Consider the following 20463-nt stretch of genomic DNA (forward strand, 5'->3'; position numbering starts at 1 on the left):
ATGGCAGACATGCTCCCCGAGCACCCGGACTTCCTCTGGCGGAACCCGGAGCCGAAGAAGACGTACGACGTGGTGATCGTCGGCGGCGGCGGACACGGCCTCGCCACCGCCTACTACCTCGCCAAGAACCACGGGATCACGAACGTCGCGATCCTCGAGCGCGGCTGGCTCGCCGGCGGCAACATGGCCCGCAACACCACGATCATCCGCTCGAACTACCTGTGGGACGAGTCCGCGGCGATCTACGAGAAGTCCCTCAAGCTCTGGGAGCAGCTTCCCGCCGAGCTCGACTACGACTTCCTGTTCTCCCAGCGCGGCGTGCTGAACCTCGCCCACACCCTGGGCGATGTCCGCGAGTCGGTGCGCCGCGTGCGCGCCAACCAGCTCAACGGCGTCGACGCCGAGTGGCTGGACCCGCAGCAGGTCAAGGAGGTGTGCCCCATCGTCAACATCTCCGACGACATCCGCTACCCGATCATGGGGGCCACCTACCAGCCGCGCGCCGGCATCGCCAAGCACGACCACGTGGCCTGGGCCTTCGCCCGCCAGGCCGATGCGATGGGCGTCGACATCATCCAGAACTGCGAGGTCACCGACATCGTCGTCGAGGGCGGTCGCGTCACCGGCGTCGAGACCAAGTACGGCCGCATCGGCACCGGCAAGGTCGCGCTCGCCGTCGCCGGGCACTCCTCGGTGCTCGCCGCGATGGCCGGGGTGCGCCTGCCCATCCAGTCCCACCCGCTGCAGGCGCTCGTCTCCGAGCTCTTCGAGCCCGTCCACCCGACGGTCGTCATGTCCAACCACGTGCACGTGTACGTCTCGCAGGCGCACAAGGGCGAGCTCGTGATGGGCGCGGGCATCGACCCGTTCAACGGCTACGGCCAGCGCGGCTCGTTCCACGTCATCGAGGAGCAGATGGCCGCGGCCGTCGAGCTGTTCCCGATCTTCGCGCGGGCGCACCTGATCCGCACCTGGGGCGGCATCGTCGACGTCACCCTCGACGCCTCGCCCGTCGTCTCCAAGACCGACGTGGGCGGGCTCTACGTCAACTGCGGCTGGGGCACGGGCGGCTTCAAGGGCACCCCGGGCTCCGGCTTCACCTACGCGCACACGATCGCCCATGACGAGCCGCACGAGCTCAACCGGGCCTTCGCGCTCGAGCGCTTCGAGTCCGGCCACCTCATCGACGAGCACGGCGCCGCCGCCGTGGCCCACTGACACCGGAGGTCATCCCCATGCTTCTCATCGAATGCCCGGACTGCGGGCCCCGCAACGAGGTCGAGTTCCACTACGGCGGCCAGGCCCACGTGGCCTACCCGGAGGACCCGTCGGCCCTCTCCGACCGCGAGTGGGCCGAGTACCTCTTCTACCGCGACAACCCCAAGGGCCCCTTCGCGGAGCGCTGGCAGCACGCCGGCGGCTGCCGCAAGTGGTTCAACGCGGTGCGCGACACCGCCACCTACGAGTTCCTCGCCGTCTACCGGATGGGCGAGCCGCGGCCCGACATCCCCGGGCTCGAGCGCCCCGCCGAGGGCGCCGAGCCGTTCCACACCCGCGGGTTCGACGAGCCCGGGCGCGACGACGCCCGGGCCGCCGCCGCTCCCCAGACCCCCGAAGGAGGGCAGCGATGAGCACCCGTCTGGACGCGCAGCGCGCACCGGGCCACGGCATCGACCGCAGCCGCACCGTCACCATCACCCTCGACGGCACGTCCTACGAGGCGTGCGCCGGGGACACCATCGCCAGCGCCGCGATCGCCGGCGGCCGCATCGACTGCGGCCCCTCGACCTACTTCTCGCGCCCCCGCGGCATCCTCACCGCCGGCATCGAGGAGCCCAATGCCCTCGTCCACGTGTCCCAGCGCGGCGAGGGCGGCGTCGACGAGTCGATGCTGTCGGCCACCGCGGTCGAGGCCGTCGACGGGCTCGAGGCCCGGTACCTCTCGGGGCTGGGCACGATGGACCCCCGCACCGACACCGCGGTCTACGACCACAAGCACGTGCACACCGACGTGCTCGTGATCGGCGCGGGACCGGCCGGACTGGCCGCCGCCCGCGAGGCCGCCCGCTCCGGCGCCCGCGTGATCCTCATGGACGACCAGGGCGTCGCCGGCGGCTCCCTGCTGTCGACCCGCAGCGCCGAGATCGACGGCGCCGCCGCGATGGCCTGGGCCGATCGGACCCTCGCCGAGCTGCGCGCGAGCGAGGACGTCACCATCCTGCAGCGGACCTCGGCGTTCGGCTCCTACGACTCCAACTACGTCGTCGCGCTCGAGAACCGCACCGACCACCTGCCGCGCGCCGAGCGCGCGGGCGTGTCCCGCCAGCGCGTCTGGCACGTGCGCGCCGCCCAGGTGGTGCTCGCGACCGGAGCCTACGACCGCCCGATCGTGTTCGCGAACAACGACCGGCCCGGGGTCATGCTCGCCGGGGCCGTGCGCACCTACCTCAACCGCTACGGCGTCCTCGCCGGGGAGCGGACGGTGGTCGCCACGACGAACGACACCGCCTACGACCTCGTCGAGGACCTCGTCGCCGCGGGCGCCGAGGTCGCGCTCGTCGTCGACTCCCGGACCGCGCCGAGCGAGCGCGCGAGCGCCGTCCTCGCGGCGACCGGCGTCGCGGGCCGCTTCGGCGCGGCCGTCGTCGACACCGCGGGGGAGGGGCCGGCCGGGCGCGTGAGCTCCGTCAGCGTCGCCGACCTCGCGGCCGACGGGACGATCGCCTCGGACATCGAGAGCGTCGAGACCGACCTGCTGGCCGTCTCCGGCGGCATCGCCCCCGTCGTGCACCTGCACTCCCAGGCCCAGGGGCGCCTGCGCTGGGACGAGGCCCTGGCGACGTTCGTGCCCGCCGCGCCGATGAGGAACCAGCACCTCGCCGGCGCCCTGACCGGCACCGTCTCCCTGTCCGACGCCCTGCGCGCCGGTGCCGAGGCCGGTGCCGCCGCCGCGACGGCCGCCGGGTACGAGCGGATGGCCGAGGTCCCCGCGGCGGGCGATGCGGATGCCCCGGCCTTCGGGCCGGTGGCGCCCCTGTGGCTCGTGCCGGGACCGTCGACGGGCTCGCCGAGCGAGCCGGGCGCGGACCCGGAGGCGTGGCGCGACCACCTCGTCGACCTCCAGCGCGACCAGAGCGTCCGGGACGTGCTGCGCGCGATCGGCGCGGGCATGCGCAACGTCGAGCACATCAAGCGCTACACGTCGATCTCCACCGCGAACGACCAGGGCAAGACCTCGGCCGTCCCCGCGATCGGCGTCATGGCCGCGATCCTCGGCGCCGAGGACGTCGGCTCCTTCGGGACCACCGCCTTCCGCGCCCCCTACGCCCCGGTGTCGTTCGTGGCGCTCGCGGGCCGTCGCCGCGGCGAGCTGTTCGACCCCGCGCGGCGCACCGCCATGCACGAGTGGCACGTCGAGCACGGCGCCCTCTTCGAGGACGTCGGCCAGTGGAAGCGCCCTTGGTACTACCCCCAGGACGGCGAGGACATGCGCACGGCCGTGCTGCGCGAATGCGCCGCGGTCCGCGAGTCCGTCGGCTTCATGGACGGCACCACGCTGGGCAAGATCGCGATCCGCGGCAAGGACGCGGCGACCTTCCTCAACCGGATCTACACCAACGGCTTCATCAAGCTGGCCGTCGGCAAGGGCCGCTACGGCGTCATGTGCACGCCCGACGGCATGATCTTCGACGACGGCGTGACCCTGCGCGAGGCCGACGACGCCTTCTTCATGACCACCACCTCCTCCGGCGCGGCGAAGGTGCTGGACTGGCTCGAGGAGTGGTCGCAGACGGAATGGCCCGAGCTCGACGTCGTCTTCACCTCGGTGACCGAGCAGTGGTCGACGATCACGGTGGCCGGACCGCGCTCGCGGGACGTCATCGCGAAGGTCGCCCCGGGCCTGGACGTCTCGAAGGAGGGCTTCGGCTTCATGGAGTTCCGGGACACGGTGCTGGCGAATGGGGTGCCGGCCCGGATCCCGCGGATCTCGTTCTCCGGCGAGCTCGCCTTCGAGATCAACGTCGAGGCGTTCTACGGGCGCGCCGTGTGGGAGATGGTCGCCGAGGCCGGCGAGGAGTTCGGCATCACCCCGTACGGCACGGAGACCATGCACGTGCTGCGCGCCGAGAAGGGCCTGATCATCGTCGGCCAGGACACCGACGGCACGGTCACCCCGCAGGACGCGAACATGGAGTGGATCGTCTCCAAGCTCAAGAAGGACTTCATCGGCAAGCGGTCCTACGAGCGCGAGGACAACCTGCGCACCGACCGCAAGCAGCTCGTCGGGCTGCTGCCGACGGACCGCACCACCCGACTGGCCGAGGGCGCCCACCTCATCGAGCACGGCACGCCCGTGACGCCGCAGGACGGCCCCGTGCCGATGATCGGCTGGGTCGCCTCGTCCTACGACTCGGCGGAGCTGAAGAGCCCCTTCAGCCTCGCCCTCGTCGAGCGCGGCCGCGACCGCGTCGGCGAGATCGTCCAGTCGCCGCTCGGCGACGAGCTCATCGACGTGGAGATCACCTCTCCCGTCCTGGTCGACCCCGAAGGAGAGCGCCGAGATGGCTGACGAGAAGAGCACCACCGAGACAGCACCGAGGACGGCCGAGACCCCGGCATATGCCTCCGTGCCCGGCCAGGACGGGGTGCCGGAGATCGCGTCCGTCGAGGAGCTGGACCGCCTGCGGGTCTCGCCCGCGGCCCACCTCGCCGACCTCATGGCCGGCGCGGAGGTGACGGGGGAGCGCGGCGCGGCCGTGCGGGAGCACCCGTTCGCCACCCAGATCGGGATGCGGGCCGTGCCCGGGTCCGAGGGTGCGGCGGCGCTCGAGGGCGTGCTGGGCTTCCCCCTGCCGACGGCCGTCGGCGAGGTCACCGGCGATCCGCAGGGCCTGCACGTCCTGTGGCTATCGCCCGACGAGTTCCTCGCCGTCGACGTGTCCGAGCATCAGCGCCCCGGCGCCGAGGCCCCGTTCGCCGCGGCGCTCGCCCCGGGTGCGGCCGGGCAGGCCGTGGACCTCTCGGCCAACCGCACGATCCTGGTCCTGACGGGGCCCAGCGCGCGGGCGGTGCTGGAGAAGGGCTGCCACCTGGACCTGCACCCGCGGGCCTTCCCCGTCGGGCGCGCCGAGGTCACCCAGCTGGGCATCGTGCCGCTCTACCTGCATCGCAGCGGCGAGGAGGAGTGGCGGCTGTACCCGCGCCAGTCCTTCGCGGACTTCTGCGTCCGCTGGCTCGTGGATGCGATGGCCGAGTTCGGTGCGGCCGATCCGGAGGCGGAGAGCCGGGAGCTGGCCGTCCGCGGCTGAGCCGCGGACGCGAGACGGCGTCCCGCTGGACCGGGGATGGCGAGCGGGGCGTCGACCGGGCCGCGGGCACGGGGCACGGTCGTGGGTCACGGCCGCACCGGCCGGGGACCTGCGGGGACGGCGGGGTGGGCAACGGCGCCCGCCCCGCCGTTTCCGTCTGCGCCGGCGACCGGTCGGCGACCTCCGCTGTCGAGCACTGGCGGTATGGCGTGGGCTGCGACGATATCGTCGCAGCCCACGCCATACCGCCACCTCTCGACGAGGCGTTCTCGGAAGCGGCGGCGATGGGAGGCACGGAGCGGCAGGGGCAAGCTCGGCGGCAGGGGTGGGCTCAGCGGCCGCGGGTGCCGCACCCGAGCATGCGAAAGGCCCCTCACCACAGCGTTTCCGCTGGTGAGGGGCCTTTCGTTCGGTGCGCCCGGAGGGATTCGAACCCCCAACCTTCTGATCCGTAGTCAGATGCTCTATCCGTTAAGCTACGGGCGCCCATCGGCCGAAGCCGACCTGATCGATAGTAGTCCGACGGTGGCCGAGGCGCCAATCCCGGCCTCATGAGGCTCCTCACACGCCCACGGGGTAGGCACCCCGCCAGCGATCCTCCGCGCCGCCCGCGCAGCGCACTGCCCTCCGTCCCCGTGATCCGAGGCGCGGCCGCCTTCCGTGCTCCGACGCACTGCACCCCGCCGACCGTCCCCGGCGGCGGACGGGGGAGTCGACGGGGTGCGAGGAGCGGTCAGCCCTGCGGGCGGTCCCAGGGCTGGGGAGCCTGCGGCGCCTGCCCGCCCTGGGGCGGGTTCTGCCACGGCTGGCCCTGCTGCGGAGCACCGGGCGCCGCGGGGGCGCCGGGCGCGGACGGCATACCCGGGGCCTGCGGGGCCTGTCCGCCCTGCGGGGGAGCGGCGTGGCTCCCGGAGGCCGGCGGCTGCGCGGGCGGCTGCGCGGACGGGGCCGCCCAGCTGGCCCCACCGGTCTGCGGGGCCGATTGCGGCGAGCCGTACGGGCTCGGTGCTCCGGGCGAGGACGCGCCGTAGCCGCCCGGTGCGGCCGGGGGAGCTGCGGGCGAGGGCGCCCCGTATGCGGCGGGAGCCGCCGGGGCCGAGGCGCCCGCGCCGTAGCCGCCGGGAGCGGCGACCGGAGTGCTCTTGCCGCGGCGGCGCAGGAGCAGGACGGCGCCGAGGATCAGGGCGCCGAGGACCACAAGGCCGATGAGCGCGCCGACGGCGAGCACGATCCACAGCAGGCCGCTGGAGCTCTTCTTCGCGGTGATGTCGACGCCGTTCATGAGCTCGTCGATGTCGGTGAACACCACCGAGTTGCCGTCGATCGTCCCGGTCGAGGAGGAGACGACCTTGCCGGGGAACGTGATCTTCAGGTTGAAGTCGAGGCCCGTGAGCATCGAGGCGTCGTCGCCCGTCATGCCCGCCGAGCTCGCGTCCAGCACCAGGTGGTACTCGCCGTCGGACTCCGTGAGCTCGATGCCCGAGCCCCAGGTATCGCGGGTGGTGGTGCCCTCGACCTCGCACGCGTACATGTCGGGATCGTCGACCGGGGTGGTCCGGTCGGGGCCGCTCGTGATGCCGTCCTGGTTCTCGGTGAAGGTGTCGCACATGGCCTGGGACGAGGTGATCTGGGCCATGTCGCCCATGCTCTTGTCGATGCCGATCAGGAAGGTCAGGTGCAGGGTGTCGGCGTCCTTGACCTCGATCGTGCCGTCGAACTTGCCGCAGCCGGCGAGGACGAGGAGGAAGGGAAGGATGAGGAGGGCCGCGATGCGGCGCCTCCAGGTGCTGATGGCCATGGCGGTCCCCCGGGGAATAGAGATGTCTGCAGCGTCGGCCGCGGCTGTGGCCGTGCTCACCTCACGATACCGGGAGAGCGGCCTCCGCACCGTGGGGAGAAGTGCCCATGGGGGTCATATGCGGGAGGACTCGGGTGTCCCACGTCGAATGGACGTTCGGTGCAGGGGGGAGGCGCGCCGAAGGGCGTGCGGCGGGTCGAGGTCCCCCGGATCCTCAGGCCTCGTGCTCCGGCAGGGCGGACGCGGCCGACCCCGGCGGCATGCCCTGACCGAACACCGTCGACGCCTCGGGTCGCTTGGGCCGGATGCTGTCGCCGGAGGACTGGTGGCGCAGGCGCCGCATCACCCAGGGCCCCAGATGGGTGCGCGCCCACTGCAGGTCGTCCTGGCGCGCGGCCCGCCAGGTGCGGCCGGGCCCGTCCTCGGGGTCGCCCGGGGTGATGTCGTGGTCCACGCCGAGGGTGTCGAGCACCTCGGCGGCGATGCGCTGATGGCCCAGCGGCGAGAAGTGCAGACGGTCCTCGGCCCACATGGACTCGCGCGTCAGGTCGCGCAGAGACCATAGGTCCACGATCGCCGCATCGTGACGGCTGGCGACCATGCGCATGTTCTCGTTGTAGATCGCGGCGCGGCCGCGGATCACCCGCAGCACCGGCGTGGAGCCGACGTCCGGGGCGGTGAACAGCACCACGGTCGCCCCGGCCGCCCGGAGCCGCTCGACCGCGCTGTCGATCTCGGCGGCGATCGCATCGGGGTCGCCGAGGCGCAGCACGTCGTTGCCGCCGGCGGAGAGCGTCACCAGGTCCGGCCCGAGATCCAGGGCCGGCTGCAGCTGCTCGTCGAGGATCTGCCGGTACAGCCGCCCGCGGATCGCGAGGTTCGCGTAGGAGAAGCCGTCGACGCCGCGGCCCAGCTGCTCGGCCGTGCGGTCCGCCCAGCCGCGGTGCCCGCCCGGGACCGCGGGATCGGGGTCGCCGATCCCCTCCGTGAAGGAGTCGCCCATCGACACCATGCGGGTCCACGGATGCGACCCCGGGGTGGGGTTCGCCTCGGTATCGCCGCGGCCATCCGACCGCGGTTCGCGGGGCGCGACGATCGGCTCCGCTGCGGGCTCACCGGCGCGCCGGGCCTCGTCGTCGCTGCGCAGGGCCTGGTCATCGGGGGGCTGGGTGGTCATAGCATCACTTCCAGAACATCAGCATGGCGCCGCCGGCCATCATGATCCCGAAGCCCGCGGCGAGGTTCCAGTTCCCGATGGGCAGGGGGAGCTGCCCGGTGGACAGGTAGTAGACGACCAGGTAGACGAGGCCCAGGATCAGCAGCGCCACCGCGGTGGGCGCGAGCCAGGCCGGGTTCACGGTCGCGGCGGGGGCGCGGCGGCGACCGGCGCGGGTGCGCTCGGCCTCGGCGGCGCGGCGGGCGCGGGCGGTCTCGGTCGCGGACGAGTCCTTGGCCTTCTCCGGCACGTCCAGCACGGTGGCCTTGCGGCCGCGCCTGGAGTCCCGGGGGGACGTGTCGTCCGTGTCCTCGTCGTCCTCGGCGCGATCGTCGCGGCGCTTCGCGCCCGGGCGCGCGGAGCCCGCGCGGTCCTTGCGGCTGCGGCGCGTCGGCTCGGCCGGGCGGCGCTTCTTCCGCGGCGTCGGGCGGATCTCGTCGTCGAAGCCGTCGAAGGCCTCGTCGGCGTCTCCATCCGCGTCCCCGTCAACCTCGGGGCTCTCGCGGCCCGCCCGGTCCTCGCTGGTCGGGGCGTCGGTCCCATCCTCGGTGCCGGCCTCGGCGGAGAGCGCGTCGGCCTCGGCGGAGAGCGCGTCGGCATCGCCGTCGGGCGTCTCGGCGTCGCCGAGGTCCTCGAGGTCCGGCGACTCCTCGGGGGCGTCGTCGGCAGCGCGCCGCGTCGAGGGGCGGTCGGTCTGGGTGCGCCTGCGCTTGCTGCGCGCCATGCGGGGGCTCCGTTCCACGAGGGTGCGGGCCGCGCGGTCGGGCGGCCTCGGGCGTGGACTAGCGTATAGCCGCAGGCTCGGAGCGCCGAGCGGAGGGGGTGGACCGTGTCCGCACGGAATACCGGCGTCACGACCGGACGCCGCCGTCACGGTGGCCTCGTCGTCGGGGCGATCGGCGTGCTCGGGGAGCTGATGATCACCCTCGGCGCCCTCGTGGCCCTCTTCCTCGTCTGGCAGCTGTGGTGGACGGATGTCGAGGCACGCGGGGAGCATGAGGCGGCGATCACCGCGCTCGAGGCGCAGTGGCAGGCTCAGAGCCCCGCATCCGAGGCCGGCGCGACCGGCGCCGACACGGGCTCGCAGACCGGTGCCGACGCGACGGCGGACGCAGGGTCCGGCGGCGCCTCAGGCGCTGGAGCCGACGGCGCGTCGGGCTCGGGAGCCGCAGCCCCCATCGCGCCGCCCCAGCTGGGGGACCCGCCGCTCGTCCCCGTCGCCCCCGAGAACACGGTGTGGGCGATCCTCCACGTCCCGGCGTTCGACGAGCCGGTCACCCCCGTCGGGGAGGGCGTCACCCGCGAGGGCGTGCTCAACGTGATCGGTGCCGCCCATTACCCCGGCACGGCGATGCCCGGTCAGGTCGGGAACTTCGCGCTCGCCGGGCACCGCACCACGTACGGCCGGCCCTTCCACGACATCGCGCGGCTGCAGGCCGGGGACCCGATCGTCCTCGAGACCGCCGACGCCTATTACGTCTACACCGTCACCGACCACGAGATCGTCACCCCGGACCGCGTCGACGTGGTCGCCCCGGTGCCCGGTCACCCGGGGCGGCAGCCGACGGAGCGGATGATCACCCTGACGGCCTGCCACCCGATGTACTCGGCCGCGGAGCGCTACGTGGTCCACGGGACGCTGTCGTCCTGGACCCGCAAGGCCGACGGCGTCCCCGCCGAGCTCGCGGGCGACGGGGGCGCGTGATGTACGGCTGGCTGCTGCGCCGTCTGCCCGGGCCGCTCTGTCTGCGCGTCCTGATCCTTCTCGCGGCCGTCGCGGGGATCGTCGTCGTGCTGTTCGCCTGGGGCTTCCCGGCGATCGCCCCGTACATGCCCTTCAACGACGGAACCGTCGGTTCCAGCTGATCGACGGGGAGGAGGTCAGCGAGGGGGTGCTGTTGATCGACGAACTCGGAGGCCGGAGTGGTCCGTGAGGGACGCGCGCTCAGCCGTTCCCGTTCCCGTTGCCGCTGTTGGAGCCGGGAGCGCTCCCGTTGCTGGACGTCTTGTTGCCGCGCTCGGTCCCGGTCCCGCCCGACGCCGGCGCGGGCGTCGTGGTCGGGTCCTGGGTGGGCGCCGGCGTGGTGGTCGGGTCCTGCGTGGTGGGTTCCTGTGTCGGTTCCGTCGTCGTCGGGTCCTCGGTGGGCGCGGGCGTGGTGGTGGGGTCCTGCGTCGGGGTGGGGCCGGTCGAGATGATGATCGTGACCGAGGTGCCGGCGTCGACCTTCTGGTTCGCCGCCGGGTCCGTGCCCACCACGGCTCCGGCCGGGACGGCGTCCGATGCCTCCTCGCGGTGGGTGAAGCCGAGCCCCAGCTCCTTCAGGGCCTGCTCCGCCTCCGCGGGGGTGTGCCCGGTGAGGTTCGGGATGGTGACCGGACCGACCTCGCGCACGACGACGATCTGCACCGCGGAGCCCTTGGCGGCGCTGGATCCGGCGGGCGGGTTCTGGCTCTTGACGGTCCCCGGGTCCATCGTCGGATCCTCGGCGTCGGTCACCTCGGCCGTCAGCCCCGCCGCTTCGAGGGTCTTCTTCGCGTCCTTCTCCGACTGGCCCTCGACGTTGGGGACGGCCACGTTGCCCGTGGCGGTCCAGATCGTCACGGTGTCGCCCTGGTTGGCGGTCGCGCTCGCCTCCGGGTCGGAGCGGGTCACCTGACCGGCGTCGCGCTCGAGGGAGTCCTCGGTGCCGCCCACCTTCATGACCAGCCCGAGGCCCTCGAGCTCGGCGCGCGCCTCGTCGGTCGTCTTGCCCGCGAGGTCCGGGACCGTCACGGCCCCCGGCCCGGAGGACACGGTGACGGCGACCTTCGAGTTCAGTGCCACCTGCGTGTTCGCGGTCGGTTCGGTCTTGACGACGCTGCCCTCGGGCACCTCGGTGCTCGCCTCGCGGGTGAACTGCGGCGAGAGCCCCGCCCCCTCGAGCGCCGTGCGCGCCTGCGCCTCGGTCTTCCCGACGACGGAGGGCACGGCGACCGTGTCCGGCGCGGTGTCCCACGGGCGGAAGTACAGCAGCAGGGCCGTCACGACGGCGGCGAGCGCGAGGCCCAGCAGCACGAACAGCCAGATGGGGCGCTTGCGGCGCTCATCCTCGGCCTCGGCGACGACCGGCTGGGAACCGGTCGCGACCGCCTGCGCCGGGATCTGCCCCGTTCCGGGGTAGGCGCCGGCCTGCGCCGGGATCTGCCCGGTCCCCGGATACGCGCCCGCCGCGGCGGCGCCGGGCAGGACGGTGGTGCCCGGCGCGCCGAGCAGCTCGGTGGCGGGGTCCATCGGCGCGAGCACGGTGGTGCGCTCGCTGCCGTTCTCGGGGCGGTCCGGCGCGGGCGTGAGCCCCACGATCGAGGTCAGGCGCGGGGCGCGGCCCGCGACGACCGCGGCGATGTCGCGGGAGAACGAAACGGCGGACGGGTAGCGCTCGTCGCGGTCCTTGGCCAGGCCCGTGAGGATCACGGCGTCCATCGCCGGGGTCAGGCGCGGGTTGTACGTCGACGGCGGGACCGGGTCCTCGCGCACGTGCTGGTAGGCGATCGACACGGGCGATTCGCCGGTGAACGGGGGGCGCCCCGTCAGCATCTCGTACAGCACGCAGGCGGCCGAGTAGATGTCGCTGCGGGAGTCGACGATCTGCCCGCGGGCCTGCTCGGGGGAGAGGTACTGGGCGGTGCCCATCACGGCCTGCGTCTGGGTCATCGCGCTGTTGGCGTCGGCGACCGCGCGGGCGATGCCGAAATCCATCACCTTCACCGCGCCGTCGTCGGTGATCATGATGTTCCCGGGCTTGATGTCGCGGTGGACGATGCCCTTGGAGTGCGAGTACTCGAGCGCGGACAGCACCCCGACCATGATCTCGGCGGCCTGCCGGGTGTCCATCGGGTGGCCCTCGTGGATGAACGCGCGCAGGGTGCGGCCCTCCACGTACTCCATGACGATGTACGGGATCGACGTCTCGGTCCCGTGGGCGTCGGTGCGGTGGTCCTCGCCCGTGTCGTACACGGCGACGATGGACGGGTGGTTGAGCCCGGCGGCGCTCTGCGCCTCGCGGCGGAAGCGCTCGAGGAAGGTGTCGTCCCGCGCGAGATCGGAGTGCAGGATCTTCACGGCGACCGTGCGGTGGAGGCGTCGATCGGTGGCCAGATGCACCTCGGCCATGCCGCCTCGTCCGAGCAGGCGGCCCACCTCGTAGCGTCCGCCCAGGACCACAGGGTTCTCGCTCACAGTCCAACCGTCCTCATGCCGCCGGGGCCGGGGGCGGCCCATCCGATCATCGTACGTGCCGTCTCGGCCTCCGAGAGCAGGTGACCGGTGCCGCCGAGCACGGCGACGACGACCACGAGCAGCAGCAGGAGCAGCAGGAGGAGGCCGGGGATGCTGAAGGGGCCGATGCGGCGCCCCGTCGACGTCCCGCGGGCGCTCGTCGAGCTCGACGCCGACCCGCTGGCCTCGTGCTCCGCGCTCACGGGGGAGGCGACGGCCGCGCTCGGATCGGCGGCGGGGCGCCAGGTGCCGCGCCGACCGGTCCCGGAGGGCGACGACGCGCTCGCCTCGGGCGCCGCGGTGCGCGAGGCCCCGCGGTTCGCGGACCCGCCGGATGCGGCCGTCAGAGCCGACGAGGTGGACAGGGCGCTCGAGCTCGAGCGGTGGCGGATGCCGCCGCGCCGGCCCGAGGTGCGCGGCAGCGGCATCGCCGCGGTGCGCGTGGCAGGCGCCCCGGCGGCATGGCCGCCCGTGGAGCCCGCGGACGAGGACGACGACGCGGGGGAGGGCAGCTCGCCGGTGCGCTGGGGCGAGCTCGCCGCGGCGCTGGTGGTGAAGCGCGGGGTCTCGCCGCGCTGGATCGCCTCGAGGACCCGTGCCACGGCCGCCGCCGAGCGGGGCCGGTTCGCCGGCGCCTTGGCGAGCGTCATCATCACCAGACGGCGCAGGTCGGCGTCGATCTCCTCGGGCAGCTCGGGCGGCGCCTGCTTGACCTGGGCCATCGCGATGTCGACCTGGCTGGCGCCGGTGAAGGGGCGCGCCCCGGTGAGCATCTCGTAGGCGACGATGCCCAGCGCGTAGACGTCCGACAGCGACGTGGCCTGCTTGCCCATCGCCTGCTCGGGGGACAGGTACTGGGCGGTGCCCATGACCAGGCCGGTCTTCGTCAGCCGCGCCTGCTCGGAGCTGCGGGCGATGCCGAAGTCGGTGATCTTCACGCCCCAGCCGTCGTCGGTGTCGACGAGGATGTTCTCGGGCTTGACGTCGCGGTGCACGACGCCCTTGGAGTGCGCGGCGTCCAGCGCGCGGGCGAGCTCGATGAGCACCGGGATCACGCGGTGCTCGGGCAGGCCGTGGATGTTCTCCTCGATGATCTCGGACAGCGGGCGGCCCGGGCAGAGCTCCATGACGATGTAGGCGCGCCCGTCGAGCTCGCCGTAGTCGTAGAGCGCCGCGATCGCGTCGTGCGAGAGCGCGGCCGTGTGGCGGGCCTCGGCGCGGAAGCGCTTGAGGAAGCCCTCGTCGCCCGCGTACTCCTCGCGCAGCACCTTGACGGCGACGTCGCGGTCGAGGTCGCGGTCGCGGCCCTTCCACACCTGGCCCATGCCGCCCGTGGCGATGAGCTCGGTCAGCTCGTAGCGTCCCTCGAGCACCAGGCCCTTCTCGGTCCTCACGGCGAGACCACCGCCTTCATGATGTCCTGGGCGATCGGCGCCGCGGCGTCGGAGCCGTAGCCGCCCTCCTCGACGACGACGGCGACCGCGACCTTGCGGTCGCCCTTGTTCGCGTAGCCGACGAACCAGGCGTGCGGATTGCGTCCCTCGCCCCACTGCGCGGTGCCGGTCTTGCCGCCCACCTCGGCGCCGTCGATCTGCGCGGCCTCGCCGGTGCCGTCGGTGACGACCGCCTGCATCATCTCGCGCATCTGCGCGGCATTGGAGGCCGACAGCGGCTGCGAGAGCTTCTCCGGGGTCAGCGAGCTGACCTCCTTCAGGCTCGAGGTGCGCACGGACTGCACCAGCTGGGGCTTCATCACCTGGCCGTCGTTGTCGAACGACGCGGCGACCATCGCCATCTGCAGCGGGGTCACGCGGTCCTCGTACTGGCCGATCGACGTGGTCGCCAGCTGGGCGTCGTCGAGGTCGGTGCCGATCGTCGAGGGGGTCACGCGCAGCGGGATCGACATCTTCTGCCCGAAGCCGTACTCCTCGACGGTCTTGGCCAGCTCGTCCTCGCCGAGCGAGGTCCCCAGCATCGCGAACGACGTGTTGCAGGACTGGCGCAGGGCATCCTGCAGGCTCGACTGGTCGCCCGGGCCGCATGGAGCCTGGTTGCCGCCCGAATGGTTGCTCATGACGCTCGAGGAGCCGGGGAGCGTGTAGGAGCCGGGCCCGGGGATCACGGAGTCCTTCGTGTAGGAGCCCGAGTCCAGCGCGGCCGCCGCGACGAGCAGCTTGAAGGTGGAGCCCGGCGGGTACAGGCTGCCGCCGATCGCGCGGTTGGTCAGCGGCTTTTCGGGGTCCTCGCTCAGGCGCCGCCACGCGTCGCGGACGCCGCGGCGGTCGTGGCTGGCGAGCTCGGCGGGGTCGTACGAGGGCGTCGACACCATCGCGAGGACCGCGCCGGTCTCGGGGTCGAGGGCGACGGCGGCGCCGCGCTGCCCGTCGAGGGCGTCGTACGCCGCCTCCTGCGCCGCCGGGTCGATCGTGAGCTCGACGGTCGCGCCCTGCGGGGTGCGGCCCGAGACGATGTCCGCCATGCGCTGGTAGAACAGCGAGTCCGCCTCCCCCGAGAGGGTGTCGTTGAGCGCGTTCTCGAGGCCGGAGAAGCCGTAGACGACGGAGTAGTAGCCGGTCACGGGCGCGTACATCGGCCCGTCGGCGTACTGGCGCTGGTAGCCGTAGGAGTCGTCCGAGGGCACCGAGTCCGCGACGGCGGAGCCGCCGACGACGAGCGGACCGCGGTCGCGCCCGAACTCGTTGTACATGGTGCGCGCGTTGCGGGAGTCGGCGTTCAGGCTCTTGGCCTGGAACACCTGGATGTAGGTGGTCGAGCCGAACAGCGTCAGGAACAGGACGGCGACGACGAGCCAGACGTGGCGCAGGGGACGGTTCACGCGGCGACCCCCTGGGGTGCGGCGGCACCGGCATCGGATGCGGTCGCGCCATGGGGGGCGCCCGCGCCGTGGGGGGCGCCCGCGCCGGCGCGCCGGGCGGAGGGGCGGCGCGCGGCGTCGGACAGGCGCACGAGCAGGCCGACGATGATCCAGTTGGCCACGAGCGAGCTGCCGCCCGCCGCGAGGAACGGGAGGGTCAGGCCGGTCAGCGGCATCACGCGGGTGACGCCGCCGACGACGACGAACACCTGCAGGGCGATCACGAAGCCGAGCCCGCCCGCGAGCAGCGTCCCGAAGCCGTCGGAGATCCCGACCGCGGCGCGCAGGGCGCGCTGGACCAGCAGCAGGTACATCAGCAGCACGGCGAAGGTGCCGATCATGCCCATCTCCTCGGCGATGCCGGAGAAGATGAAGTCGCTCTGGCCGAACGGGACCATCGAGGGGCGGCCCTCGCCGAGGCCGGCGCCGACGACGCCGCCGGCGCCCATGCCGAACAGCCCCTGGTTGATCTGGAAGCAGGCCTCGTAGTTCGAGGACGCCAGCGGGTCCAGCCAGCAGGTCAGGCGCTTCTGGACGTGGCTGACCTGCGTGACCGCGTACAGCGCGGGAGGCAGGAACATGACGGCGCCGATGATCATCCAGCTCAGGCGGTCGGTGGCGATGTACAGCATCGCGACGAACAGCCCGAAGAACATGAGGGAGGTGCCCAGGTCGGTCTCGAACACGAGGATCGCGACCGCGAAGGCCCAGGCGACGACGATCGGCCCGAAGTCGGACCAGCGGGGCAGGTGGATGCCCAGCACCTTGGGGCCCGCGAGCGCGAGGGTGTCGCGACGGGAGACGAGGTAGCCGGCGAAGAACACGGCGAAGAGGATCTTGGCGATCTCCGCGGGCTGGAAGCTGTAGCCCGCGATCGAGATCCAGATCCGGGCGCCGTACACGTCGCGGCCGAGGCCGGGCACGAGCGGCAGCAGGAGGAACAGGGCGCCCGCGACGGCGCTGACCCACGTGTAGCGGCGCAGGATGCGGTGGTCGCGCAGGAGCCACAGCACCGCGGCGCAGGCGAGGACGCCGACGGCGGTCCAGATCAGCTGGCGGCCCGCGTACGCGCTCGTCTTGTCGTTGAAGAGGATGCGCGCGGTGTCGTAGCTCGAGATCGCGGCGAGGCCGATCAGGTTCAGCAGCAGCGTCAGCGGCAGGATCGTCGGATCCGCGTACGGGGCGCGGATCATGACCAGGACCTGCAGGAGCACGGCGATGCCCGCGGCCATCCCCGCGGTCAGCGGGAACGAGGAGGGCAGCTCGCCGGTGCGCCCGAGGGAGACCAGGGCGATCGCGCCGAGCCCGGTGGCCAGGGCGAGCAGCAGCAGCAGCGCCTGGGTCAGGCGGCGGGGCCGCGCGGTGTAGGAGACGACGGTCGCCACGTCAGCCCCCCGTCGTCGGGCTCGGCGCCGGTGCGGGTGCCGGGGACGGCGCGGGGGTCGGGGCGGGCGTCGCCTGCTGCTGCTGGAGCGCCGCCTGGCGCGCGGCCTCCTCCTGCTGCTGGCGCGCGAGCTGGGTGCGGGAGGCCTCGTCGCGCAGGGAGTCGACGATCTCCTCGGCCGCGGGGCGCGAGGACGCGGGGATCGTGGCCTCGACCTGCTGCAGCGTGACGGCCGAGAGGTCCGCCGAGGGGACGTCCGTCGTCTCGACCCGGTGCGACAGGTCGATGGGCCCGAGGTCCTGGGACACGCCCTGGTAGACGACGACGCGGCCGTCCTCCGCCGTCACGTAGTACTGCGACTGCGTCCAGGCGTAGCCGGCCCACAGGCCGCCCGCGATGACGGCGATGAGGAGGAACACGGCCACGAGCGCGGGCCAGCGGCTGCGGCGCGGGGGCTCCTCGTCCTCGGCGTAGTCGTCGTCCTCGAAGGCCGCGGGGCGCTCGGGGCGGGTGAGGGCCGCGGCCCGGGCGGCGGGACCCGAGGCGGAGGTGGGGCGGTTGCGGGTGCGCGCGGCGGCGCCCACGACCTCGGGGGACGTCGACGGGGCCTCCTCGCCGGGGGCCATGGCGTCGAGGTCGACGACGTCGGCGATCACGCAGGTGATGTTGTCGGGGCCGCCGGCCCGCAGGGCCATCTGCACGAGGGCGTCCGCGCACTCGTCGGGATCGGCGACGTCGCGGAGGGTCTCGGCGATCGTCTGATGGGAGACCAGGCCGGAGAGGCCGTCGGAGCACAGCATCCAGCGGTCGCCCGCCCGGGCGGGCCGCAGCGACAGGTCCAGCTCGGGCTCGGAGTCGACATCCCCCAGGACGCGCATGAGCACGCTGCGCTGGGGGTGGCGCTCGGCCTCCTCGGCGGTCAGGCGGCCCTCGTCCATGAGGCGCTGGACGAACGTGTGGTCCTTGGTGATCTGCGTGGTCTCGCCGTCGCGCAGCAGGTAGGCGCGGGAGTCGCCGATGTGGGCCAGGGCGAAGCGCCCCTCGACGCGCAGCAGTGCCGTCACGGTGGTGCCGAGCCCGGCGAGCTGGGGCTCCTCGCGGGCTCGGCGCAGGATCGCCTGGTTGGCGTCGAGGATGGTCTCCTCGAGCGCGGCGACGATGTCGTTCGCGGGCGTCTCAGAGTCCAGCTGGGACAGGCGGCCGATCACGATCGACGAGGCGACGTCGCCGCCCGCATGGCCGCCCATGCCGTCGGCGACGGCGATCAGGTGGCTGCCGGCGTACCCGGAGTCCTGGTTGTTCGAGCGGACCAGTCCGACGTCGGAGCGGGCCGCGAAGCGCAGCGCGTAGCTCATCGGGGACCTCGCCTCAGCTCGATCTCGGTGCGCCCGATGCGCACGCGCGCGCCGGACTTGAAGGGGACGACGCCCTCGATGCGCTTCTCCGAGACCAGGGTCCCGTTGGTGGAGCCGAGGTCCTCCACCCACCACTGGCCGTCGCGCTGGAACACGCGCGCGTGGCGGTTGGAGGCGTAGTCGTCGTCGAGCACGAGGGTGCACTCGGGGGCGCGGCCGATGAGCACGGGCGTGGAGCCGAGCGTGAGGGTGGTGCCGCGCAGCGGGCCCGCCGTCACCACGAGGGCGGTCGAGGTGACCGCCGGGTCGGTCCGCAGCGCGGCCGCGGCGGTGGGATCGGCCGCCGGGCGCTGCTCGCGCTGGGGGCCGCGGCGACCGCCGCGGGAGACGACGGTGGTGCCGAAGAGGTCGTTGCGCAGTACCAGCATGACCGCGACGACGAAGACCCACAGGGCGACGACGAAGCCGATCCGCAGGACGACGATGGTCAGCTCGCTCACGTGGGCCTCACCAGCCCGAGCCGGCGGACGGGGCGTCGTCCGCCGGGAGGATGACGGTCATGCGCGTGCGGCCGACCGTCAGGAGAGCCCGGTCGCCCAGGCGCACGGGCGTGCGGATGCGGTCCCCGTCCACGAAGGTGCCGTTGGTCGAGCCGAGGTCCGTCGCGGTGAGGCCGGAGCCGTCGCGCCGCAGCTCGAGGTGGTGGCGGGAGACCCCCGTGTCGTCGAGGATGATGTCCGCGTCCCCGCCGCGGCCGATCACGGTGATCTGGCCGGTCAGGAGGTACTGCTGGCCGTCGATCTCGAGGATGGGGTCGGCCGCGACGCGCTCGGCGGCCCCCGTGGCGGGGGCGACGGTGCCGCGCTCGGTGCGGGACTCGGTCTCGAAGCGGCCCTGGCGCACCTCGTCGTCCCGCGAGAGGGCGACGGACACGGGGCCGACGAACATGTACGACTGCTTCTCGGCGTGCTCGACGATCACGCGCTCGAGCTCCTCGACCAGGGTGTCCTCCCAGGAGGCGAACTTCTCGTGGTCGGGACCGGCGAGGTAGACCGTGTAGACGTTGGGCGCCAGCGTGCGGGTGCGGTCCAGGACCTGGATCTGATCGTCGCACTCGCGCTTGAGGCCCTGGGCGAGGTCGAGCGGCTTGAGGCCGCCGCGCCCGGGCGAGAAGACGCTCGTGACCCCGCGGTCCAGGCCGCGCTCGATCCGATCCAAGATCCCCACGTGCGGTCCTCCACTGGTCGACGGTCGGTGCTGGCAGGCGCGCCGCGGGCGGCGGGCACCTCGCCGATCGTACCGTGCAGGCCCGACGGACGACCTGCTCGACGGGGGCCGCGCGTGCGCGGATGCTGTGGAGATCTCCGGCGCGGGCGGTGGAGCCCGCCTGCCGCCCGCGCGGTGACGGGCCTGCCGCCCATGCGGTGACGGGAATGCCCGTCGGCACGCGAGCGGGAGCAGGTGCCGAGCCGCAGGCGCATGGGATGCTGGCGCGGTGGACACCGCACCTCTGACCGAGCTCACGGACCTCCCCTTCGCCTGCGCCGTCGGCCTGACCGATGCGCGCTCGACGCTCCTGGCCCAGGGCGACGACCCGGTGCGCCCGCTGATGAGCGTCTCCAAGCCGATCGCGGCGCTCGCCGTCCTGGTGGCGGTCTCCCGCGGCCTGGTGGACCTCGACGAGCCCGCCGGGCCCGAGGGCGCGACCGTGCGCCACCTGCTGGCCCACACCGCCGGCTACGGCTTCGACAGCCCTGCCGACGAGCTGCTCGCCGCCCCGGGCGCCCGCCGCATCTACTCCAACACCGGCTTCGAGGTCCTGGGCGAGCACGTCGAGGAGGCGACCGGCTACGAGCTGCCCGCGTGGACCGAGACCAGCGTCGTCGGCCCGCTCGGGCTCACGAGCCTCGAGGTCGAGGGCTCCTGGGCCAAGGACTTCCGCGGCACGGTCGCAGACCTCCTGGTCGTCGGCCGCGAGCTGCTCGCGCCCACGCTGATCCCCGCGGATCTCCACCGGGAGGCCACGGCCGTGCAGTTCCCGGGCCTGCCGGGGATCCTGCCCGGCTACGGGCGCCAGAAGGACAATGCGTGGGGCCTCGGGTTCGAGATCCGCGCGGCCAAGGACCCGCACTGGACCGCGCCGCAGGCCTCGCCCTCGACGTTCGGGCACTTCGGCCAGTCCGGCTCCTTCCTGTGGGTCGACCCCGAGCGGGCACTGGCCGCGGCGTTCCTGGGGGATGAGCCCTTCGGGCCCGTGCACGTCGAGCGCTG

The 20463-nt window shown here is 73.3% G+C and carries 17 protein-coding genes and 1 tRNA gene; 7 read left to right on the forward strand and 11 right to left on the reverse strand.

Annotated features, from left to right (window positions below):
* Genes FM110_RS11875 through FM110_RS11890 form a run of 4 tightly spaced genes read left to right on the forward strand, consistent with a single transcriptional unit; the run spans position 1 to position 5309 of the window.
* Positions 1 to 1218, forward strand: a complete 1218-nt coding sequence (locus tag FM110_RS11875) for a sarcosine oxidase subunit beta family protein (protein WP_087104965.1) — start codon at positions 1 to 3, stop codon at positions 1216 to 1218.
* A gap of 17 nt (positions 1219 to 1235) precedes the next feature.
* Positions 1236 to 1631 (forward strand): sarcosine oxidase subunit delta, encoded by a 396-nt coding sequence (locus tag FM110_RS11880; RefSeq protein ID WP_087104966.1) that lies wholly within the window; start codon positions 1236 to 1238, stop codon positions 1629 to 1631.
* Positions 1628 to 4570 (forward strand): 2Fe-2S iron-sulfur cluster-binding protein, encoded by a 2943-nt coding sequence (locus tag FM110_RS11885; protein WP_087104967.1) that lies wholly within the window; start codon positions 1628 to 1630, stop codon positions 4568 to 4570. Before FM110_RS11880 ends, FM110_RS11885 begins: the two co-directional genes overlap by 4 nt.
* Complete coding sequence (locus tag FM110_RS11890) at positions 4563 to 5309, forward strand: sarcosine oxidase subunit gamma (protein WP_087104968.1); 747 nt, start codon at positions 4563 to 4565, stop codon at positions 5307 to 5309. The genes FM110_RS11885 and FM110_RS11890 overlap by 8 nt, the downstream gene beginning before the upstream one ends.
* 413 nt (positions 5310 to 5722) lie before the next feature.
* Here the strand turns inward: FM110_RS11890 and FM110_RS11895 are convergent.
* From FM110_RS11895 to FM110_RS14325, 4 genes are all read right to left on the reverse strand, one after another.
* Positions 5723 to 5795, reverse strand: a tRNA-Arg gene (locus FM110_RS11895).
* A gap of 247 nt (positions 5796 to 6042) precedes the next feature.
* Positions 6043 to 7107: a proline-rich domain-containing protein gene (locus tag FM110_RS11900; protein WP_087104969.1), complete on the reverse strand. Its 1065-nt coding sequence runs from the start codon at positions 7105 to 7107 to the stop codon at positions 6043 to 6045.
* A 214-nt stretch (positions 7108 to 7321) separates the two neighbouring features.
* Positions 7322 to 8119 (reverse strand): SGNH/GDSL hydrolase family protein, encoded by a 798-nt coding sequence (locus FM110_RS11905; protein ID WP_087104986.1) that lies wholly within the window; start codon positions 8117 to 8119, stop codon positions 7322 to 7324.
* Between the two features lie 169 nt (positions 8120 to 8288).
* Complete coding sequence (locus FM110_RS14325; RefSeq protein WP_087104970.1) at positions 8289 to 9047, reverse strand: cell division protein CrgA; 759 nt, start codon at positions 9045 to 9047, stop codon at positions 8289 to 8291.
* Between the two features lie 105 nt (positions 9048 to 9152).
* Here FM110_RS14325 and FM110_RS11915 point away from each other — a divergent pair, with 105 nt between their 5' ends.
* Both FM110_RS11915 and FM110_RS14170 read left to right on the forward strand, forming a co-directional pair.
* Positions 9153 to 10028, forward strand: a complete 876-nt coding sequence (locus tag FM110_RS11915; protein ID WP_143276382.1) for a class E sortase — start codon at positions 9153 to 9155, stop codon at positions 10026 to 10028.
* Entirely contained in the window at positions 10025 to 10189 is a 165-nt protein-coding gene (locus FM110_RS14170; RefSeq protein WP_159458077.1) for a hypothetical protein, read from the forward strand. The genes FM110_RS11915 and FM110_RS14170 overlap by 4 nt, the downstream gene beginning before the upstream one ends.
* Before the next feature lie 79 nt (positions 10190 to 10268).
* On the opposite strand, the gene pknB is transcribed toward FM110_RS14170, so the two are convergent.
* From pknB to FM110_RS11955, 7 genes are read right to left on the reverse strand one after another with little or no spacing between them, the layout of a single operon-like run.
* On the reverse strand, positions 10269 to 12539 hold the full coding sequence (gene pknB / locus FM110_RS11925; RefSeq protein WP_143276383.1) for a Stk1 family PASTA domain-containing Ser/Thr kinase: 2271 nt from the start codon (positions 12537 to 12539) through the stop codon (positions 10269 to 10271).
* Positions 12536 to 13972 carry a serine/threonine-protein kinase gene (locus tag FM110_RS11930; RefSeq protein ID WP_087104973.1) on the reverse strand — a complete coding sequence of 479 codons (1437 nt, stop codon included), beginning with the start codon at positions 13970 to 13972 and terminating at the stop codon, positions 12536 to 12538. The genes pknB and FM110_RS11930 overlap by 4 nt, the downstream gene beginning before the upstream one ends.
* A complete protein-coding gene (locus FM110_RS11935) occupies positions 13969 to 15414 on the reverse strand; it encodes a peptidoglycan D,D-transpeptidase FtsI family protein (protein WP_087104974.1) in 1446 nt (481 codons plus the stop codon). The genes FM110_RS11930 and FM110_RS11935 overlap by 4 nt, the downstream gene beginning before the upstream one ends.
* The gene (locus FM110_RS11940) at positions 15411 to 16838 is read right to left on the reverse strand and encodes an FtsW/RodA/SpoVE family cell cycle protein (RefSeq protein ID WP_087104975.1); all 1428 of its coding nucleotides are present in this window, start codon (positions 16836 to 16838) and stop codon (positions 15411 to 15413) included. Before FM110_RS11940 ends, FM110_RS11935 begins: the two co-directional genes overlap by 4 nt.
* A gap of 1 nt (position 16839) precedes the next feature.
* Complete coding sequence (locus tag FM110_RS11945; RefSeq protein WP_087104976.1) at positions 16840 to 18192, reverse strand: Stp1/IreP family PP2C-type Ser/Thr phosphatase; 1353 nt, start codon at positions 18190 to 18192, stop codon at positions 16840 to 16842.
* Positions 18189 to 18692 (reverse strand): FHA domain-containing protein FhaB/FipA, encoded by a 504-nt coding sequence (locus FM110_RS11950; protein WP_087104977.1) that lies wholly within the window; start codon positions 18690 to 18692, stop codon positions 18189 to 18191. Before FM110_RS11950 ends, FM110_RS11945 begins: the two co-directional genes overlap by 4 nt.
* Before the next feature lie 7 nt (positions 18693 to 18699).
* A complete protein-coding gene (locus FM110_RS11955; RefSeq protein WP_087104978.1) occupies positions 18700 to 19419 on the reverse strand; it encodes an FhaA domain-containing protein in 720 nt (239 codons plus the stop codon).
* 268 nt (positions 19420 to 19687) lie between these two features.
* On the opposite strand from FM110_RS11955, the gene FM110_RS11960 reads away from it, so the two are divergent.
* Positions 19688 to 20463, forward strand: a 776-nt coding sequence (locus tag FM110_RS11960) for a serine hydrolase domain-containing protein (protein ID WP_087104979.1), incomplete at its 3' end; no start/stop codon positions are given.

This window comes from Brachybacterium nesterenkovii, from assembly GCF_900163655.1.
Classification (GTDB): Bacteria; Actinomycetota; Actinomycetes; order Actinomycetales; family Dermabacteraceae; genus Brachybacterium; species Brachybacterium nesterenkovii.

Coding starts and splice junctions, on each gene's coding strand:
- FM110_RS11875 (WP_087104965.1), top strand. CDS start 1: ATGGCAGACATGCTCCCCGAGCACCCGGACTTCCTCTGGCGGAACCCG.
- FM110_RS11880 (WP_087104966.1), top strand. CDS start 1,236: ATGCTTCTCATCGAATGCCCGGACTGCGGGCCCCGCAACGAGGTCGAG.
- FM110_RS11885 (WP_087104967.1), top strand. CDS start 1,628: ATGAGCACCCGTCTGGACGCGCAGCGCGCACCGGGCCACGGCATCGAC.
- FM110_RS11890 (WP_087104968.1), top strand. CDS start 4,563: ATGGCTGACGAGAAGAGCACCACCGAGACAGCACCGAGGACGGCCGAG.
- FM110_RS11900 (WP_087104969.1), bottom strand. CDS start 7,107: ATGGCCATCAGCACCTGGAGGCGCCGCATCGCGGCCCTCCTCATCCTT.
- FM110_RS11905 (WP_087104986.1), bottom strand. CDS start 8,119: ATGGTGTCGATGGGCGACTCCTTCACGGAGGGGATCGGCGACCCCGAT.
- FM110_RS14325 (WP_087104970.1), bottom strand. CDS start 9,047: ATGGCGCGCAGCAAGCGCAGGCGCACCCAGACCGACCGCCCCTCGACG.
- FM110_RS11945 (WP_087104976.1), bottom strand. CDS start 18,192: ATGAGCTACGCGCTGCGCTTCGCGGCCCGCTCCGACGTCGGACTGGTC.